Raw genomic sequence first — 19,850 nt, 5'->3', positions numbered from 1 at the left:
TGCCGAGCAAAGAATGCGCTGCACGCCCCGCCAAAATCCACATTAAACATCAAAAATCAACATATGGACGCAAGAATTGTTGCTTTTGCAAAAAATTGTGGGATAACGTGGAAACTGTGAGGGATATTGTGGAAAGCGGATGTCGCAGACGCACCGAGAAATTGAGCTTCTTGAAGCGCTAAGGCGCCTGGGTGGCTCTGCGCGGAACACAGATCTGGCGAAAGCGCTCGACGTTTCCGAGGAAACAGTACGGAGGACAATCAAGTCCCTTTCCAAAACCGCAATGGTGGCCCGCGTGCGTGGTGGTGCTTATTTGGTGGGCACACAGAACGACCCCAGCTTTTTTCGGCGCATTACTCAGCGCCCGACAGAAAAGCGGCTGATTGCCAATGTCGTTAGTACGCGAGTCTCTGACGGCATGACCCTTTTTCTTGATGTTGGATCGACCACTGCATTTGTCGCGGAAGAACTGCGACGGCATCAAAACCTTACAATCGCTACCAATTCGATTGGAGTGGCCCAGACACTGGTCAACGTGAATGGTAACCGGGTGCATATTCTTGGCGGAGAAATGCAGGCCAATGAGCGTGGTGCCTTTGGTCACGTAACCCACAGACAGGCCCAGCGACTGGTATATGACATGGCGATCCTCAGTACGGATGCCGTTTCACCACGCCGAGGCTTTTTGTATCACAGCAATGCAGAGGCAGAGCTTGCGCAGATCGTGGCGGAATGTGCCGACCAGATTTTGATTGCATTCGACCACGGCAAACTCAGCGAATCTGCGCCCTTCGTAGGACCCGCCCCGCGCCAGATTAGTCATATTGTGACCGATAAAGCGCCTGGTAAGGCACTCGCGCAATCACTGGATGCCTGGGGTATCAAAGCAGTAATTGCAGATGGATCGTATTGAATGTTGAGCCCCTCAGAAATGGTTAGATCGACTACGGACGGGAAATCACATGCAGAGCATGCGACGCAGATTGCAGCTTTGGCCGCTGACGCAGCTCGGGGTTATTTTCGTGGCCGCTTGGGCGTTGAATTCAAAACCGATGAAAGCCCTGTGACTCAGGCAGATAAAGGCGTCGAAACCATCGTGCGTGCCTACTTGGCTGAGCACTTTCCAGAAGATGGAATATTTGGTGAGGAACAGGGTGCCGAGGGGTTGAATCGTGATAATGTCTGGATCATCGATCCGATTGACGGCACCCGTTCGTTTCTGTCAGGCCACCCATTGTTTGGCTTCTTGTTGGGTTTGCTTGTTAAGGGTGAACCTTTGCTTGGCGTGATTGGAATGCCCGCACTGAATGAATGTCTGCTTGGTATCAAAGGGCAAGGGGCCATGCTAAATGGCCAGTCGGTTTCAGTCAGTGAAACAGAGAGTTTGAGCCACGCAGTATTCTTCGTGAATGAAGGAGATAAGATTTACCGTGATCACCCTGATTTGTTCGGAGATTTGATGCATTCCGGGCAAACCCGAAGGTTCGCCTACGATTGCTATCCCCATGCCCTGGTTGCGATGGGGCACGTTGACGCGGTTATTGACTATGACCTGCAACCTTACGATTTTCTTCCGGTTGCGGCTGTCATCGAAGCTGCCGGTGGTGTGATTACTGATTGGAATGGTAATCCGCTTAATCTGAATTCGGATGGTCGTGTGATATCAGCCGCGACGCCTGCATTGCATGCCGAGCTATTGGCCATGACCCAGGGACGCTAGATGGTAAATGGCAGATTTCTATTCGAATTTGTGCGCGTGGCGATGCTTATGGTTTTTGTCGTTCATATGGTGTGTCGTGGCACAAAGTTCAGCCTTGGTGCAAATCTGCACAGGGAGGTGGCAGGTGCATGATCGACCCGGTTGAGATATTGAATCCGAATGGCAAGGGTCGTGTCGTGTTGTTGTGCGAGCATGCAAGTTCCACAATACCCGAAGCTTATGACGGGTTGGGCCTTGCCGAAAAAGACAGGTTGAGCCACGCGGTTTGGGATTCTGGTGCACGTGAAGTTACATTGGCCTTGAGTGTCGCCCTGGATGCGCCCGCCATACTGTTACGGGTTTCGCGGTTGGTTTACGACTGTAACCGTCCACCGGATGCGCCAAGTGCGATACCGGAAAGGTCCGAGCTGATTGAGGTTCCGGGAAATCAGAATCTGGACCAGTCACAGCGCGATGCAAGAATACAGTCTGTCTATGAACCATTCTGTGCGGCCGTGTCAGGCGTTTTGGAAGCCCGCAACAACGATCCGGTGGTTGTGACGATACACAGTTTTACGCCGATATTTTACGGCGTAAAGCGTGCGGTCGAAATCGGGCTGTTGCATGATGAAGACAGTCGCTTGGCCGACGCGATGCTGGCGCGGAAAACTCTACTTTCGCATCGTCGGGTAGAACGGAATGAACCTTACGGACCCGGCGATGGGGTTACACATTCGCTCAGGTTGCACGCCCAGTCCCGTGGATTGGCGAATGTCATGATCGAAGTGCGCAATGATCTGATGCGCTCTCCGGAGGATGTGGCGGAGATCACGGAAGAGCTATTGACGCTTCTTCAACCTGCCATAAAGGAAATCGCTCATTTGGAGGAGTTGTCATGGGCGGAACGATGACTTTTGAGGACCTTCAAGCGAAGGTGCAAGACGGCGCAATCGATACTGTTTTGGTCTGTTTTGCAGATATGCAGGGACGTTTGATGGGGAAACGTTTCCACGCGGCGCATTTTGTTGCGGGTGCTTATGAGGAAACGCACTGTTGCAATTACCTGCTGGCAACTGATCTGGAGATGGGAACGCCGGATGGCTACGCTTCGACTTCCTGGGAGCGGGGCTATGGCGACTATGTTATGAAACCTGATCTGACCACGCTACGGCCGGTACCGTGGCTGGAAGGTACGGCACTCGTGCTGTGTGACATTCTTGATCACCACACCCATGAGGAGGTCCCTCATTCCCCGCGCGCGATGCTTAAATCACAGGTAAAACGCCTGAATGCGCTTGGATATGATGCGAAGATGGCGACCGAGCTCGAGTTTTTCCTCTTCGAAAAGAACTTTGATGAAATCCGCAAAAGCGGGTTTCGGGATCTGGCGCCGATATCGGGTTACAACGAAGATTATCACATATTCCAAACCACCAAAGAAGAACATGTGATGCGCCCGATCCGCAATCATCTGTGGAATGCTGGGATTCCGGTGGAAAATTCGAAAGGTGAAGCAGAGACCGGTCAGGAAGAGCTGAATATCAAGTATGCCTCAGCATTGGACACGGCGGCTTATCACACAATCGCAAAACACGCCGTCAAAGAAATCGCGTGGCAGCAAGGCCATGCAGCGACATTTCTGCCAAAATGGCACCATGACAAGGTAGGCAGTTCGTCTCACGTTCATCAATCGCTTTGGAAAGAAGGTTCAAATGCATTCTATGATCCAAGCGACAGCTTGGGCATGTCTGAGGTGATGAAGGCCTATACCGCCGGTTTGTTGAAGTATGCACCCGATTACACCTACTTCATGGCGCCCTACATCAATAGCTACAAACGGTTCATGAAGGGTACTTTTGCACCGACCCGCATCATTTGGTCGGTGGATAATCGTACTGCCGGATACCGACTTTGTGGCGATGGTACAAAAGCTATTCGTATTGAGTGCCGGATCCCCGGCTCTGATATGAACCCCTATCTTGCCATGGCAGGCATGCTTGCCGCAGGTATTGCAGGTATTGAACAGGGCCTAGAGCTTCAAGCTCCAACCAAAGGTGACGTATATCAGGGAGAATCCGGGATGATTCCGGGTAATCTTCGCGAAGCGCGTGACGCGTTACACGCATCTACGATGCTTCGCGCGGCTTTGGGCGACGAAGCCATCGACCACTATGTGCGCGCTGCTGAGGTGGAGATCGAAGAATTTGAACGTGTTGTGACTGACTACGAGATCGCGCGCGGATTTGAGCGGGCATAGCTCCGTATTGCCCTCGGAACATCGCTCGTTGGGTTTATGGGACTTTCTTTGAATAGACGGGGTGGAATCCCTGTATCTGGAGAACTGGCATGGATCAGGTTTTGAAATGTATCTCACCGATTGACGGGTCGGTATTTGCAGAACGTGTGGCTCTGTCGCGGGATGAGGCCTTTGCTGCGGCAGAGCGAGCCCGAGGCGCACAGGCAGTTTGGGCTTCGCGCCCGCTACAAGAGCGGATCGATTTGGTTATGGCAGGGGTTGCCGCAGTCGGGGCAATGAATGATGAAATCGTTCCTGAAATCGCAAAAATGATGGGCCGCCCGGTGCGCTATGGTGGCGAGTTTGGTGGCTTCAATGAGCGCGCCAGCCACATGGCATCTATTGCCCCGGAAAGCCTTGCTGATATCGAAGTGGGCGAGGATGCGACCTTCAAACGCTATATAAAGCGTGTTCCGCACGGTGTGGTTTTTGTTGTAGCCCCTTGGAATTATCCGTTCATGACCGCGATCAACACGGTGGCTCCGGCACTGATTGCGGGCAATGCAGTTTTGCTGAAACACGCAACTCAGACACTGATTGTCGGGGAACGTATGGCGCAAGCATTTCATTCTGCGGGCGTGCCGGAAGACGTATTCCAGAATGTTTTCCTGACCCATGATGTGACCAATGATCTGATCGCAGGCAATGCGTTTGATTTTGTAAACTTCACAGGTTCTGTCGGTGGTGGTATCGCCATGGAGAGAGCTGCCGCAGGAACCTTTACTGGGGTCGGGACCGAGCTTGGAGGAAAAGATCCGGGCTATGTGATGGAGGATGCCGATCTGGACGCTGCGGTTGATACCCTGATCGATGGCGCGATGTTCAACTCGGGCCAATGCTGTTGCGGCATCGAACGTATCTATGTGCATGAAAGTCTCTATGATCAATTTGTTGAGAAGGCCGTCGAGATTGTAAAGGGATACAAGCTTGGCAATCCTTTAGATGCTGAGACGACGATCGGGCCAATGGCCAATTTGCGGTTTGCTGCAGAAGTCCGGGCGCAGATATCAGAGGCTCTGGCAGATGGAGCTGTCGCGCATATCGATCTGTTTGCCGAAGATGATGGTGGCGCGTATCTGACGCCGCAGATTTTGACAAACGTCAATCATGATATGCGCGTCATGCGTGACGAGAGTTTTGGCCCAGTTGTTGGCATCATGAAAGTGTCTTCAGACGATGAAGCCGTTGCTTTGATGAATGACAGCGAATTTGGGCTGACAGCAAGTCTTTGGACGCAGGACGTCGACCGGGCTGCCCATATAGGTGATCGGATCGAGACAGGCACGGTATTCTTGAACCGGGCAGATTATCTTGATCCCGGGCTTTGCTGGACGGGTTGTAAAAACACCGGACGTGGCGGCGGATTGTCGGTCATTGGTTATCACAACTTAACCCGACCAAAGAGCTATCACCTGAAAAAGGTGACCAAATAATCTCTGTGGCAACGCAGACATCACATGTTGGGTGCATGCACCCTTTGACTTGAATAGGTGAGAGAATGAGCATCACGGGAAACTGGTCTTACCCGACCGCGATCAAATTTGGCGTTGGGCGCATTTCTGAGTTGGCGGGTGCCTGCAAGGATCTCGGAATAAAACGCCCGTTATTGGTGACGGATAAAGGTCTGGCCAATCTGCCGATCACGGAACGCGCGCTCGATATCCTGGAAGCGGAAGGTCTTGGTCGCGGCTTGTTTTCTGATGTGGATCCGAACCCATCAGAGTTGAATCTGGCGGCGGGTGTAAACGCCTACAAAGAGGGTGGCCATGATGGGGTCATTGCATTTGGCGGCGGGTCCGGTCTCGATCTCGGTAAGATGGTGGCATTCCACGCCAATCAAACGCGTCCGATCTGGGATTTTGAAGATGTGGGCGATTGGTGGACACGTGCGGATGCCGATGTAATTGCGCCCATCATTGCGGTACCAACCACTGCGGGTACGGGTTCTGAAGTTGGCCGTGCGAGCATCATCACGAATTCACAAACCCACGTCAAAAAAATCATCTTCCACCCGAAAGTTTTGCCCTCGGTTGTGATTTGTGATCCGGAATTGACCGTTGGCATGCCCAAGTTCATTACGGCTGGCACCGGTCTTGACGCCTTTGCTCATTGTGTTGAAGCGTACTCCTCACCACATTACCATCCGATGAGTCAGGGTATTGCACTGGAAGGCATGCGCCTTGTCATCAACAATCTGCCGCGTGCCTATGCAGACGGTAGGGACCTTGAGGCACGGGCCCATATGATGAGTGCTGCAGCCATGGGGGCCACGGCCTTTCAGAAGGGACTAGGTGCTATTCACGCCTTGAGTCACCCGATCGGCGCGATCTTTAACACTCACCACGGCACCACAAATGCTGTGTGCATGCCCGAGGTTCTCAAGTTCAATGCGGACGTCATTCGCGATCGCTTTAATCTGGCGGCCGGTTATCTGGGTATTGATGGGGGATTTGAGGGCTTTCAGAGCTTTGTGCAGGACTTCAATGACGGTTTTGATATTCCGCGAAAGTTGTCCGAGATGGGCGTAACTGTAGACAAGATGGATGCGCTTGTGGAAGGGGCGATCTCTGACCCGTCTTGTGGTGGCAATCCAGTGGAACTGACACGCGAAAATTTACGCCACCTGTTTAATGCGCTGATTTGATACACGTCATTTGAGCACGGGTATCATCATAATTATCCTTGCGGCGGCAGTTTTGCATGCCGCTTGGAATACGATCGTTAAGGCAGCCGGTGACCGAACAGTGACGTTGGGGCTGGTCGCGCTTGGGCATGTTTTCCCGGGCCTGATCTTGGTGACCTATCTGCCTTTTCCAGCCATTGAAAGCTGGCCGTATTTGTTGGGATCAACGGTGATCCACTTCGGGTATTTTTATATGCTCGGTCAAGCATATAAACATGGCGATCTCAGCGTGGTTTACCCGATTGCGCGCGGCATCGTGCCTGCATTGGTTTCGCTTTGGGCAATGATCTTTGTGGGTGAGGTGCTGCCCGCACAAGCGTGGTTGGGCATAGCGCTGATCGCGGGGGCTATTCAGCTATCCAGTTGGGCTGCGTTACGTCAGGGCGTTGGCCGCGCGGCATTGGGATTCGCCCTGGGAACCGGTGTGTGTATTTCAGCCTATTCGCTTGTCGATGGTGTCGGAGTGCGCCTGTCCGAAAATACGCTTGGGTACTGGGCTTGGCACTCTCTGTTGCATGTTTTCATAGCGGCTTTTGTTGGTATCAGGCGTGGCAGAGCGATGTTGAAGTTACCTGCTAAGACATGGGTTATCGGGCTCACGGGTGGATTCGTTTCGATGACGGCCTACGGTCTTGTCCTCTATGCAAAAAACTTCGCGCCTCTTGGTGCCGTTTCGGCTCTGCGGGAAACGTCCGTGATATTTGCGGCTCTAATTGGGTATTTGCTGCTTGGTGAAGGTCACCCGGTCCGTCGAATCATGGCTGCAATCATTATGGCAGTCGGCGTGGCATTGATCGCTTTGGCGTCCTGAGCTGTCAGGAAGTAATTCAACAATCATTTTGTGCCGCAATGCCTCGCCCGTTGGGCAGTTGATGGCGTGACCGTTTATGTTTGAATCAGATATTTATTTTTATGAAAAACCAAAATTGTCACAAAAATATTACTTTTTTTGTGGATTTATAAGTGGAATTATGGCGAAGTTAAAAAATGAACGATGATAGTGGAAACATACCACATCGAGGGCGGGAGCTTCTTGACGTGTTGGCACGGTTGGGCGGCTCTGCACGTAACACCCAAATCGCCCAGGTCATGGATGTGTCCGAAGAAACCGTTCGCCGTCTTGTCAAAGCGCTCGCACGCGAAAACATGGTCGAACGTGTTCACGGAGGGACGTATCTGTCGCGGGCGCAGGATACGCCAATGTTCTCTGGGGCGCTCGAACATAATGCGAAAGAGAAGACCCTTATTGCAAATCGGGTCAGCCAGATCATCGAAGACGGAATGGTGATATTCGTCTCGGTAGGCTCGACCATGACGCATGTTGCAGAACAGCTCCGCGATCATAAGGACCTTTTGGTAGTGAGCAATTCGTTGTCGGTTATCGCATCTTTGGCAGATCACAACGGTACGCGCGCCATTCTAGCCGGAGGCGAAGTCATCCGTTCAGAACGCGGAAGCTTTGGGCGTGCCGCCGAGCAACTGGCGTGTCAGTATAGCTATGACGCCATTATCTGTGGTGCCGATGCCTTGTCGCTGAAAGGCGGAGTGCTGACCTCGAATCTGCTGGAGGCCGAGCTGACACGCGCGCTTTTGGACAACACCGCCCGTACGATTGTCGCAACGGACAACACAAAATTTGGAGCGCGAGCGGCCAATATCGCTTGTCGGTTTGATCAAGTGACTGATCTGGTCACAGATATTGCCCCACCCGCTAACTTTGGTTCGGCTTTGCATGAGGCTGGGGTCAGGGTCCACGTCGCTTCTGAAGGGGGTGGAACCAGCAATGGCGCAAGTGCAGGTGATGCCAATGCCGTCATAGATGAAGAAAACTAAGAAACAGAGCTATCTTTAGGGAGGTTATCATGAAGAAGCTTTTGATGTCCGGAGCCGCACTTGCGACTCTTGGAAGTGCTGCCTGGGCAAATTGTCCGACTGCGACGGTGGCAGATATGCAAGGCCTGACGGATGGGGCATATCCTCAGCAATTTGATCTGTCTGAATTCCAGTCCGCAGGAAATTGTACGCTTGGATTTTCGGAAAACCCATCTATCGCAGATCTCAACGGCATGATCCGAGGCAACGAAGCCCTACCAGAAGTTGCGGATCGTTTGCCAGCTGATCCACTGGTTATCGTACCCTACGACAGCATTGGCCAGTATGGCGGCCAGCTGGACGCGCTGTCCAACGCTACGGAAAGCGGTACATCCGACTTCTTGTCTGTGCGCCACGTCAATCTGTTCCGTTATTCCGACGACTTGCAAACCTTGGTGCCCAATGTTGCGAAGTCCTGGGAATGGAATGATGCATTCACCGAGCTGACGGTTCACCTGCGTTCAGGTCACAAATGGTCGGATGGCGCGCCATTTACATCTGCAGATGTTGTCTTTTGGTATGATAACCTGATGATGGACACCAACGTTATAGCCGAAGCGAAGGACTACGCGCTGGCAGGTGGTGAACCGATGAAGGTTGAGGCGCTGGACGATACTACCGTTCGTTTTACGCTGGCAGCGCCGAAGCCGGGTCTGACCGAGACGTTCTCATTCACGTATGTTCAGCCCTTCCAGCCAAAGCATTTCTTTGAACAGTTCCATCCGGCTCTGGATGCAAATGCTGACGCCAATGCACAAGCACTTGGATATGAGAACGGTTATGAGCTGATTAAAGCTTATTACGGTAATTCCGACTGGATGGACACGCCATCTCCGATGCTGACCGCGGGAGATAAACTGGCAGGTCTGCCCAAGGATGCGATGCCAACATTGGAAAGCCACATTCTGGTCAAGGAAAGCACAGAGGGGCGCCACTACGTTGCGAACCCATATTTCTTCCAGGTGGATACGGCAGGAAACCAGCTGCCCTATATCTCTGAGATGGATGAGACCTATGTTCCAGATGAAGAGGTGCGGAACCTTAAACTGTTGAACGGTGAGGTGGATTACAAGTCGCAGGGCGTAAACCTGACATCTGCTCCGGTTCTGTTGGAAGGTCAGGAAAGCGGGAACTACACTTTAGAAGTGAAGCCGGCAATTGGCTACCCGGTGCTGACGTTCAACGTTACTGCTGAGGATGAAGCTAAAAGAGCGATCTTCAATGACATTCGTTTTAGAACAGCGATGTCGGTCGCGATGGATCGCAATCAGCTAAATGAGGTAACCGCATTCGGTCTTGGTGAACCAACACAGTATATTGGGTTTTCTCCACGTCCGGATTTCATCGACGAAAAGTGGTCAAACTACGAGATCAACTTTGATCAGGAACGTGCAAATGCTCTTCTGGATGAAGTTGGCCTTGTTGATCAGAACGGAGACGGTTTCCGCGATCTGCCAAACGGTGATCCGTTTGTGCTGGACTGGCAGTTCTCGACGCAATCTGCATCGGCTCAACTGGTGGAACTGATCGCACAGAACTGGAAAGATGTGGGCGTAAACACGGCAATCAAAGAGGTTACCTCGGATGAATTCCGTGCTGCGCAATCGGCAAACACGCTGGACATGGGCATGTGGCTCAAAAGCCAGCCAGCCGGTTCGGTTCTTGGCGATGGTGAAATCTGGGTGCCGCCGTTTGACGGGTATTTCGACGTGCGTACCGGTATGCTGTGGGCGGAGTACATCAGTTCAAATGGGGAAAATGGTGTGGAACCACCAGCTTGGGTTGCTGATCTGAAAGCGGCATTGGACACCTACCAATCCAGTGCGCCCGGATCAGACGCCTCGGTCGCCGCTGCGCAGAAGATGGTCGAGATCATGACTGGGGAGATGCTGTTCATTGGTACAGTTAATGCTCCGGCCCCGATCTATCATTCGAACAACCTGCAGAACTTCACTGAATTCAAAACGCAGTCCTACGAGTTCTATAGAACCTATCCGTACCGCCCTGCCCAGTGGTGGCTGTCGGAGTGATAGGCGTTTCAATCTAAGACAACGGTTAGGGGCGTCAGCGCCCCTTTCCACATGCTAGCCAGGAACTAAGAAATGCTCCAATTCGCTCGCTTTGCCGCCACGCGCGCAGTGATGGCTGTGGTTACTCTCGTGTTGGTCTCGCTCATCGTTTTTACACTGATGGAGCTTGTGCCAGGTGATTGTGCTGAACGCTATCTCGCCTACAAAAACACGCAGGGCTCGGCCATTACGTTGGCTGATATCGAGGCTGAGAGGGTAAGGCTGGGGCTTGATCGTCCTTTTCTGGTACGTTGGGCTACTTGGTTAAGCGGCGCTTTCCGTGGTGATTTCGGGGATAGCTGCATTTTGCGCGTCAATATCGCGCAACTTCTAGGTGACAAGTTTTGGATCTCTTTGTGGATCTGCTTGGGCTCTTTGACACTGGCATATATGATCGCAATCCCGGTTGGCATTATCTCAGCGGCGTCAAGGAACGCTTTCCTCAACAATTCCCTGCGACTGGTCAGCTATTTGGGTCTGGCAATGCCGAACTTTCTGCTGGCGTTAATGGTGATGTTGTTTTCCACCGTGTATTTCGGAGAGACACTGACCGGCCTGTTCAGCCCTGAATATCGTGAAGCGCCTTGGTCATGGGCCAAGTTTGTGGATCTTTTGAAGCATGCCTGGCTGCCGATTTTCATTCTGGGATGGTCGGCAACCGCATTTGCTCTACAAACCGTTCGTGCACTGATGTCGGACGAGATCGGCAAGCTTTACGTAACCGCCGCCGCCGCGCGCGGGATATATGGGCGCCGACTCTTATGGCGCTATCCCGCACGCCATGCGCTGGGGCCGATCGTCAACTCGCTTGGCTTCGACCTGAACCGTATCTTCAATGAACTGCCCATTGTGGCCCTGATCCTGACACTCACCGAAGCTGGATCTCTACTGCTTGAGGCGCTGGCACGGTCGAATGACCAGCAGTTGGCTGGTGCGATCATATTCTTGCTGACAGCTGCCATCGTCACGCTGAACTTCGCGACCGACATCCTGTTGGCTGTAATTGATCCGCGCGTACGCAAGAGCATTCTGAGGTAACGCCCATGTCTGCAAAAACGTCCACGAAAATTGACGATCAGAAGGCAAAAGAAGCTTACTTTACGGCTTCTCAGCGCCAACTGATCTGGGCCAGATTCAAAAAACAACGTGCGGCCATGATTGCCGCTACAGTGCTGGTTGTGTTGATCCTTTCAGGTCTATTTGCACCATTCCTGTCACCCTATGATCCGACAGTCGCTGGTCGGGATAAGGATTACTTGAATGGGGCACCTCAGATCCCGAAATTCTGCGACAAGAATGGCTGTTCCATACGTCCGTTCCTACACACTGTGACACGTGAACGATCATTGGCGACAAATTTTAGATGGGTTGAGAAGGTCAATGAGGATGAACGCCGCTATTTGGAGTTCTTCGTAAAGGGCGATAGCTACAAGCTATTCGGATTTATCCCTGGCAACATCCATTTGTTCGGTATGGAGCAAGGATACGTTCACCTATTCGGAACTGATAGTGCGGGCAAAGACATCTTCTCACGTACGCTTCATGCTGTCTGGACGTCGCTTCAGGTGGGAACATTGGGCGTTGTTATCTCATTCGTTCTTGCGCTGATGATCGGGGGGATTGCTGGCTACTACGGTGGCGCGATTGACAGCGTGATCCAGATGATTACCGACGCGGTCAGGACGGTGCCTTCGATCCCGCTCTTTATGGCTATTGCGGCCTTTATTCCGCCCGAGTGGTCGGCTGAGACCCGATTTTTCGTTATTACCCTGATATTGGGATTGGTCGGTTGGCCGACGCTGGCGCGAAGGGTGCGAACGCATCTGCTGACCGAGCGAAATCAGGAATATGTTTTGGCGGCTCAACTTTGCGGTGCGTCTGCAGGGCACGTTATTCGGCGACATCTCCTTCCCAGCTTTACCAGCTATATCATCGTCGATCTGGTGATCTCGTTTCCGTATGTTGTTCTGTCGGAGACGGCTCTCAGTTTTATTGGGCTAGGGCTTAAGGATCCGGTCAATTCATTGGGTGTAATGCTCCAGAACGTGACCAAGGCGGACGTTTTATTGAACTATCATTGGTATTTTATTCCGGTCTTTTTCTTCATCGCTCTGGTCATGGCTTTCGTCTTCGTTGGTGATGGATTGCGTGATGCCGCTGATCCATATTCGGAGTCCCGCAAATGAGCCTGATCGACGTCGAAAATCTTACGCTGCAATTTAAGACCGACGAAGGTTTGATCACTGCGGTAGATGATGTGTCTTTCTCACTGGCGCCCGGCGAAGTCATGGGCCTTGTAGGGGAAAGTGGTTCTGGAAAGTCCGTGACTGCGAAATCTCTGATGAAGCTTAATCCGGGAAATGCGGTCTATTCTCCGGGAAGTCGGATTACCTTGCACCTTGATAGCGGCCCAGTGGATGTTATGAGCCTGAAACGGCCCCGCGATATGGAAATTGTTCGGGGTGGGTCGATCTCGATGATCTTTCAGGAACCCATGGCCAGTTTTGCGCCGGCGATGACAGTCGGCAGCCAGATGGTTGAGCAGTTGTTGATCCACACTGACTTGTCCAAGAAACAGGCTAAAGAGCTATCAATTGAAATGCTGGACCGGGTCGGTATCTCTGACGCATCCACTCGGTTTGGGCAATATGCGTTTGAGATGTCCGGCGGTATGCGGCAACGGGCGATGATAGCCATGGCCCTATCGACCAAACCCAAGCTGCTGATCGCGGATGAGCCCACGACGGCCTTGGATGTAACCATTCAGGCGCAAGTAATAGACCTGATGAAAGACCTCGTGGCTGAGTTCGGCATGGGGATTATCTTTATCACTCATGATCTTGGCGTCGTTGCACAAACCGCTGACAAAGTGGCGGTGATGTATCTGGGCAAGATGATTGAGCAGGGACCGGTGCGCGAAGTTATTCGGAACCCATATCACCCCTATACCAAAGGTCTGATCGATGCCCTGCCGCAGTTGGATGACCTGGAGAAACCGCTCATGCCTATCCCAGGAGATATTCCGTCACCTCTGGAACGGCCTGCGGGATGTGTCTTTCACACCCGTTGCGGCAAGGTGATAGGCGACATTTGCCGCACTGTTGTGCCGCAATGGTCTGATACGGGCGAAAATCACCGCACCGCGTGTCACTTGTGCGCTGAAGGATAAGTGAATGAGTTCTGAATACCTAATCCAAACACGCGATCTTTCGGTTGGTTTCCCGGTGGGTGGCCAACTCTTCAATAGGCGGGTCCTTAAAGCGGTTAATCATGTTACTCTCGACGTTCCAAAGGGGTCGTTCTTTGGGGTGGTCGGCGAAAGCGGGTCTGGAAAAACGACATTTGGTCGTGCCTTGTTGAACGCGGTACCGATCACAGGCGGTTCAGCACATTATGATGATGGCGAAGTAAACTATGACCTTGGAGAACTGGCCGGAGCAGATCTTAAAGAATACCGTCGAAGGGCACAGTTGATTTTTCAGGATCCCTACGCAGCGTTGTCGCCACGCATGACGGTGCGCGACATTATCGCTGAACCTCTTGAAGTTATGGGGCTCTGCAAGTCGCGCGATGAGGTGGACGAGCGGGTTCGCGAAGTGGCCGCGATGTGTCGGCTCAATATCGAACACCTGCGCCGTTTCCCACATGCGTTTTCCGGCGGACAGCGTCAGCGTATTTCGATCGCACGTGCCCTAGTTTCCAGACCTCGGTTTGTTATTGCAGATGAAAGTGTCGCGGCTTTGGACGTGTCGATTCAGGCCGATATTTTGAATTTGCTTAAGTCGTTGCAAGATGAAATGGGCCTGACTTACCTGTTTATCAGCCACGACCTGTCCGTGGTCGCACATACCTGCGATCATGTTGCGGTAATGTATCTTGGTCAGATTATGGAAAGTGCCCCGACGCGGCAGTTGTTCGAGGCACCTCGGCATCCTTATACGAAGGCGTTGTTCTCGGCGATCCCTTCTCTGGACCCCGATGACAAAGGAAAAGTGCAGCGGTTGGAGGGTGAGATTCCGTCGCCGACGAACCGCCCAACAGGATGTCAGTTCCACACACGATGCCCCTTTGCGACAGACCTGTGTAAACAGAAAGAGCCTGAGATGGAGATATGCGAAGCCGGCCATTCCGTTTCCTGTCACCGCTGGCAGGAACTTCAGACCGCAGTCTAAGTTAAGTTGGATTGCGTCCCGTTAAGCTATAGAAAAAAGATCCTTTTTCAATTGGTCCGCCTTCGAATTAGGGCTTTGCGCCAAGATATTACCCTCTTGCCGTTAAGCTGAATCCCGTCATTGGGCTGATGGCTCAGAGGGTAAGATCATGCATTAGCGGCTTAATTGGGCCAGTCAGTAGTAGTTGCCTGTACTACCTCGAATAGTCCACTTTTCGAAAGTCTAGCTGCCCAACGGTGTGAAAGCGTAGAAGAAACCTGCAATCATCGCCATGGACAGAATGACAAATAGAAAAGCCGCGATCATGGGCAGTTTGAAGATAGAACGTAGCAGGATGACTTTGGTTAGGCTTGCCCCAGCGCTACCGATGATCAGCGCCATTACAGCACCCAAAGACATGCCTTTGGCAGCAAGGGCGGCACTCAGCGGGATGACCGCCTCTGCATGAATGTAAAGCGGGATGCCAATTACGGCGGATATCGGGATCGCTAGCAGATTATCGTTCCCGGCATACTTCGTGATCAGATCGGTGGGCAGGAAACCGTAAATCATGGATCCGATTAATATACCGACTAACAAATAGGGCAGTACGGTTTTGAAATCTTTTCAGGTGCTTTTCCATACCCGCCCCCATTGGCTGTTGGGTTTGATCTCGGCCGATCGGCTTGCCCCACATCCAGCGGATGGGGCTGGGGCCTCATATGCGGCGGGCTCTACAAAGCGTTCAAAGCCAAGTTTTTCGAGTGCGAAACCGGCGAATATCGAAACGCCGAGGGCGATCACAAAATAGACCAGGGTCACTTTGAGGCCGAACGTGACAGTGAACAAACCGATGATGATAGGGTTCAACAAAGGGCTGGAGAATAAAAAGACCATCATCGGCCCAAATCCAGCCCGTGCTCTGAGCAGTCCTTTCAGAAATGGGATGGTGGAGCATGAGCAGAATTGGGTTACTGCACCCAACATAGCTGAAATTACATAGCCACGACCATTGCGTGAACTGAGCATGGCTTGAATGCGCGCGGGCGAGACATAAGCCTGCAGAAGGCCGACGCCATAGCTGATGATCAGAAAAAGCAATGTCAGTTCAACCGCGAGGAAGGTGAACATACTGAGTGTTTCCTGCACAGCAGTCAGGGTTGATTGGGACATGATGTCGTGCTCTAGTATATTACCAGAAATATCGAAATAATAGCAATTCAAACTTGTGTCAAGGTATTACGGGTAATATCGCAATATTGAGATTGTGAGGTGAGAATGCAGATAGATGATGCTGCCAAAGTGTTGAAAGAACTCGGCCACAGCCACAGAATTAAGATATTCAAAAGGTTGGTGAAATCAGGATACGAAGGTCTACCAGTGGGGGTTCTCAGGGAAGATCTGGACATTCCGCATTCATCCATGACCCATCATATCGCAAGCTTGGTTAGCGCGGGTTTGATAACGCAAGAGCGTGAAGGGCGTATTCTCCGTTGTGTGCCGCAATATAATCGCCTGTGGGAAGTGATCGAATTTCTTCAGGACGAATGTTGCGCTGATCAAGGGGGCGACCCAAACCGACCGGTTTTTAAGGCGCCGCCTACCGATTGAGTGCCGCCGCAGGGATGTGTTTTTGACAGTCGATAGTCCGATTTAATAAGGCGGCTGTTGATCAGCCGCCTTTCCGTCTCTGCATTATAGGTGCGATTACTCGCCCAATGCGATGCCCTCGCGACGCGGATCTGCGCCGCCCTCCAATCCGGTAGGACTGATTTTGATCATATGCAATCCACTGGTCAGTGCGCGGCTGTTGGTTTCAAATCCCATTTCTTCCAGCGCCGGAGCCAGGGATTCGGCATCCGTCCCTTCTTCGAGATCATATGTGCCAAACCGATTGATCAGATGAGGAGCGGCTGCGGCGCTTTGGACATCCATGTCCCAGTCCAATACGGAAATAATAGCCTGTGCCACATAACCGATGATCCGTGACCCGCCCGGAGATCCAACCGCTAGAACCGGCTCTCCGTCCTGCATTACAATCGTCGGTGCCATCGATGATCTTGGTCGTTTTCCCGGCGCAACTGCATTTGCAATCGGGACACCATCACTATGTGTGGCAAACGAGAAATCGGTCAATTCGTTGTTCATCAGAAAGCCGCCCTTGGTCATCAAATGTGAACCAAAACCTGTTTCGATGGTCGTGGTCATCGACAACACATTTCCATAGCGATCTACGATTGAAATATGAGATGTGGAGGGCATCGACATATCGATATTGTCGGCCCAAAGCAGCGCGTGGTCGAACTCGGGTTGTCCAGGTGAGACGGTATCCAGCGCCGCTGGGCCTTCTAGTAAAGATGCACGGTCTTTCAGGTAGGTTTCGTCCAGCAGGCCACCAACCGGAACTGGAACAAAATCGCTGTCTGCGATATACCGCCCACGATCAGCAAAAGCGAGCCGCGAGGAATCCCCGATCAGACGCCATGCCTCTGGGCTTTCGGGGCCCATTGCGGCAATATCATAAGGTTGCAAATGGCCGAGGATTTGCCCGACACTTAGGCCCCCCGATGATGGCGGTCCCATACCACAGACCTCAAAGCTCCGATATGTCGCGCAGACCGCAGGTCTTTCCACCACACGGTAGTTTGCCATATCCAGCATGCTAAGAACCCCTGGGTTGCGTACGGCTCCACGCACTGTTGCCACAATATCCTCGGCAATTTCACCCGTATAAAATGCATCGGCCCCTTCGACCGCAAAACTACGTAGAGTTTGCCCGTAGGCCTGGTTCTGCAGATGATCGCCAACCTGTAGTGCTGCGCCATCGGGCATGAAATATGCGGCTGTTGACGGCACTTGACTGAGTCGCTCAGCATCCCACTCGATCATACCTGCAAGGCGGGGCGTAACTGTGAACCCGTTTTCGGCCAAGTCTATTGCATCCTCAAACAATGAGGGCCAGTTTGCGCTGCCCCAGCGGCGATGTGCGTCTTCCATAAGGGCAGGGGTGCCTGGCACGCCGACCGAGATGCCACCGATGGCCGCGTCATAGAACCCCCGTTTTTCGCCGTCGGCATCCTGAAACAGGCGTGGGTTCACTTCAATTGGAGCGGTTTCGCGGCCATCCAATGTGGTCAGTTCACCAGTTTCGGCATCAAACCAGACAAGAAATGCACCACCTCCCAGCCCCGAAGACTGAGGTTCTACCAATCCAAGTACAGATTGTACGGCGACCATGGCGTCCGCTGCAGTTCCGCCTTCTGACAAAACACGAGCGCCAGCCTCTACAGCCAACGGGTTCGCTGCCGAGACCATCCAGTCTGAAGCGACAACGGGCTGCCCAGTATCGCGCTTAACCAAGGCGGCTTCAGCACGCTCTGACAGTTTATCCAGTGCACCGGCGGTGGCTGCTTCGGGTGCGACCGCATCTGTGGTCTGTTGGGCGAAGGCAGTACTGTTCAACAGCGCACTCAGAATTACAGCAGAGGCTGTTAGACCGCGCTTTTGCTTCGGTTTGGTATTCATTGTTGGGTTCCTCCAAGAACACTTTAAAACAAACAGTTGGGCAAAAAGGTGCGAACCAATCAAGAAATACGATCACCGTAATGATACTGATGCAAAAGACAACGCAACAAATTCAATGTGGCGATTACACACGGGCCCGGGGCTATTCGAAAAACGTGCGGGGCTTTGAACGAGGCCTTCTGCACAGTTCTTTGAAGAACCGTCTGGTCAACTTAAAGAAGAAGATGCAGACAGAAAACGTGGGTGGATCTGGATGGCATTCCAGAGTTTTTCTTGGGTTAGCCCGTTCAAGTGATGGTTTCTGTGGCGAATGGAGCGCCTCTCTCTTCGAGCCGCCTCAGATAGCCGCTGACCTTTTCAAGACCGGTCTTGAGAATTTCAGGGTTGTTGGCGTAACCGATACGTAACCAACCCTCCATATGCAGAACTGAGCCAGGTGTGAACATCACCCCAGTTTCTTCCAGCAATGAGACACAGAATTCGCGAGACGACATATCGAAATCGTATTTAAGCAACGCGGTGGTGCCCGCCTGTGGCTTGACATAAGAAATCCTGGGTTCATTCGATACCCAATCATCAAGGATTTTTAGGTTTCCGCGGGTAATGCGGTGGCTGCGCTCCAGAATGCGGGATTTGTTTTCCAGCGCGAGGGCGGCGAAATAATCGTCAAGCATTCCAACGCTGATCGTGTTGTAATCGCGATGGATGGAGACCGCCTCCAGCACCTCCGTTGCCGCTGCGATCCAACCCAGTCTCAATCCTGCCAGCGAAAAGGTCTTGGACATACCGGCCACGCTGATACCTTGTTCATAGAGGTCCGCTATCGCGGGGCAGAAACCGTCACCGGTTTGGCTGGTGCCACGATACACCTCGTCGCACAGCACATAGGCCTGACTGCGCCGGGCAATCTCAATGAATTGCTCCAGGTAGCCGGCATCCATCAATGCGCCGGTCGGATTGTTGGGGTTGTTGATTGCGATCAACTTTGTGTCTGGTCGGATTAATGCGGCGAACTCATCGAGATCGGGCAAAAAGCCGTTTTCCGGCCGCAGGTGAAGGATATCAACTGTGGCGCCATAACTCTCGGGGATCGAATAATGCTGTTGATAGGTTGGCCGGACCGAGATCACGTGATCGCCCGGTTCGACCAGCGATTCATGGACCAGCGCATTAGCCCCAATCGCCCCGTGTGTGACGACAATATTTTGGCGCTCTTGCCGTTCATAAAGCGTCGTAATCGCATCACGCAATCGGTCAGACCCTTCGATCGCGCCATAGGTCAGCTTCATTGGTTTGAGGTCATCTAGAACGTCGGAGTTCTTGCCAGACAATTCCAAAAGCTGCTCGATTGTCAGAGATGCAACACAGGTTTCGGCCAGATTGAACTCGCAATGGTTTTCGAATTCATTCATCCAGATCTCAACGCCAAAAGGCTTGATTTTCATCTCATCTCTCCCTGTTGCTCAGTCCTTGCGCCTGAGGAAGCTTACAGATGCCAAAAGCCATGGCGATGCCCTCAAGGCCCAAGCCGACTGAACGGAAATATACTGACATG

16 protein-coding genes and 1 pseudogene are annotated in these 19,850 nt (G+C 52.4%); 14 read left to right on the top strand and 3 right to left on the bottom strand.

The window, feature by feature from the left end; genetic code table 11:
• Nucleotides 1-139: 139 nt before the first annotated feature.
• From ACR0MQ_RS16495 to ACR0MQ_RS16435, 13 genes are all read left to right on the top strand, one after another.
• Nucleotides 140-913, top strand: coding sequence for a DeoR/GlpR family DNA-binding transcription regulator (locus ACR0MQ_RS16495; RefSeq protein ID WP_170775552.1), 774 nt, complete (start codon nucleotides 140-142; stop codon nucleotides 911-913).
• 18 nt (nucleotides 914-931) lie between these two features.
• Nucleotides 932-1,720: an inositol monophosphatase family protein gene (locus ACR0MQ_RS16490; RefSeq protein ID WP_480609431.1), complete on the top strand. Its 789-nt coding sequence runs from the start codon at nucleotides 932-934 to the stop codon at nucleotides 1,718-1,720.
• A 128-nt stretch (nucleotides 1,721-1,848) separates the two neighbouring features.
• The gene (locus ACR0MQ_RS16485) at nucleotides 1,849-2,610 is read left to right on the top strand and encodes an N-formylglutamate amidohydrolase (protein WP_480609428.1); all 762 of its coding nucleotides are present in this window, start codon (nucleotides 1,849-1,851) and stop codon (nucleotides 2,608-2,610) included.
• The gene (locus ACR0MQ_RS16480) at nucleotides 2,595-3,956 is read left to right on the top strand and encodes a glutamine synthetase family protein (RefSeq protein WP_170775547.1); all 1,362 of its coding nucleotides are present in this window, start codon (nucleotides 2,595-2,597) and stop codon (nucleotides 3,954-3,956) included. The genes ACR0MQ_RS16485 and ACR0MQ_RS16480 overlap by 16 nt, the downstream gene beginning before the upstream one ends.
• An 89-nt stretch (nucleotides 3,957-4,045) precedes the next feature.
• Complete coding sequence (locus tag ACR0MQ_RS16475) at nucleotides 4,046-5,428, top strand: aldehyde dehydrogenase family protein (RefSeq protein ID WP_170775545.1); 1,383 nt, start codon at nucleotides 4,046-4,048, stop codon at nucleotides 5,426-5,428.
• A 65-nt stretch (nucleotides 5,429-5,493) separates the two neighbouring features.
• On the top strand, nucleotides 5,494-6,639 hold the full coding sequence (locus ACR0MQ_RS16470; protein WP_170775543.1) for an iron-containing alcohol dehydrogenase: 1,146 nt from the start codon (nucleotides 5,494-5,496) through the stop codon (nucleotides 6,637-6,639).
• 10 nt (nucleotides 6,640-6,649) lie between these two features.
• On the top strand, nucleotides 6,650-7,489 hold the full coding sequence (locus tag ACR0MQ_RS16465) for an EamA family transporter (RefSeq protein WP_170543787.1): 840 nt from the start codon (nucleotides 6,650-6,652) through the stop codon (nucleotides 7,487-7,489).
• Nucleotides 7,490-7,665: 176 nt separating this feature from the next.
• Nucleotides 7,666-8,511, top strand: a complete 846-nt coding sequence (locus ACR0MQ_RS16460) for a DeoR/GlpR family DNA-binding transcription regulator (protein WP_170775541.1) — start codon at nucleotides 7,666-7,668, stop codon at nucleotides 8,509-8,511.
• Between the two features lie 29 nt (nucleotides 8,512-8,540).
• Nucleotides 8,541-10,580: an ABC transporter substrate-binding protein gene (locus ACR0MQ_RS16455; RefSeq protein ID WP_170775540.1), complete on the top strand. Its 2,040-nt coding sequence runs from the start codon at nucleotides 8,541-8,543 to the stop codon at nucleotides 10,578-10,580.
• 72 nt (nucleotides 10,581-10,652) lie between these two features.
• Nucleotides 10,653-11,657, top strand: a complete 1,005-nt coding sequence (locus ACR0MQ_RS16450) for an ABC transporter permease (protein WP_010443435.1) — start codon at nucleotides 10,653-10,655, stop codon at nucleotides 11,655-11,657.
• A 5-nt stretch (nucleotides 11,658-11,662) separates the two neighbouring features.
• Entirely contained in the window at nucleotides 11,663-12,805 is a 1,143-nt protein-coding gene (locus ACR0MQ_RS16445) for an ABC transporter permease (RefSeq protein ID WP_170775538.1), read from the top strand.
• A complete protein-coding gene (locus tag ACR0MQ_RS16440; RefSeq protein ID WP_170775536.1) occupies nucleotides 12,802-13,788 on the top strand; it encodes an ABC transporter ATP-binding protein in 987 nt (328 codons plus the stop codon). The genes ACR0MQ_RS16445 and ACR0MQ_RS16440 overlap by 4 nt, the downstream gene beginning before the upstream one ends.
• A 4-nt stretch (nucleotides 13,789-13,792) precedes the next feature.
• Nucleotides 13,793-14,791: an ABC transporter ATP-binding protein gene (locus ACR0MQ_RS16435; RefSeq protein ID WP_480609419.1), complete on the top strand. Its 999-nt coding sequence runs from the start codon at nucleotides 13,793-13,795 to the stop codon at nucleotides 14,789-14,791.
• Between the two features lie 222 nt (nucleotides 14,792-15,013).
• On the opposite strand, the pseudogene ACR0MQ_RS16430 reads toward ACR0MQ_RS16435, so the two are convergent.
• Nucleotides 15,014-15,901: pseudogene (locus ACR0MQ_RS16430) on the bottom strand (permease).
• Nucleotides 15,902-16,048: 147 nt separating this feature from the next.
• On the opposite strand from ACR0MQ_RS16430, the gene ACR0MQ_RS16425 reads away from it, so the two are divergent.
• On the top strand, nucleotides 16,049-16,381 hold the full coding sequence (locus tag ACR0MQ_RS16425) for a winged helix-turn-helix domain-containing protein (protein WP_170543803.1): 333 nt from the start codon (nucleotides 16,049-16,051) through the stop codon (nucleotides 16,379-16,381).
• A gap of 96 nt (nucleotides 16,382-16,477) precedes the next feature.
• Here the strand turns inward: ACR0MQ_RS16425 and ggt are convergent, their stop codons facing one another.
• Together ggt and ACR0MQ_RS16415 are read right to left on the bottom strand one after the other, a co-directional pair.
• Nucleotides 16,478-18,295 (bottom strand): gamma-glutamyltransferase, encoded by a 1,818-nt coding sequence (gene ggt, locus ACR0MQ_RS16420; RefSeq protein ID WP_480609414.1) that lies wholly within the window; start codon nucleotides 18,293-18,295, stop codon nucleotides 16,478-16,480.
• Between the two features lie 287 nt (nucleotides 18,296-18,582).
• Nucleotides 18,583-19,740: an aminotransferase gene (locus tag ACR0MQ_RS16415; RefSeq protein WP_480609411.1), complete on the bottom strand. Its 1,158-nt coding sequence runs from the start codon at nucleotides 19,738-19,740 to the stop codon at nucleotides 18,583-18,585.
• Between the last annotated feature and the right edge of the window lie 110 nt (nucleotides 19,741-19,850).

It is taken from the genome of Ruegeria sp. AN6 (assembly GCF_056540425.1).
The sequence above is the reverse complement of the archived record's forward strand: the minus strand, read 5'-3'. Positions and strand labels throughout refer to the sequence as shown.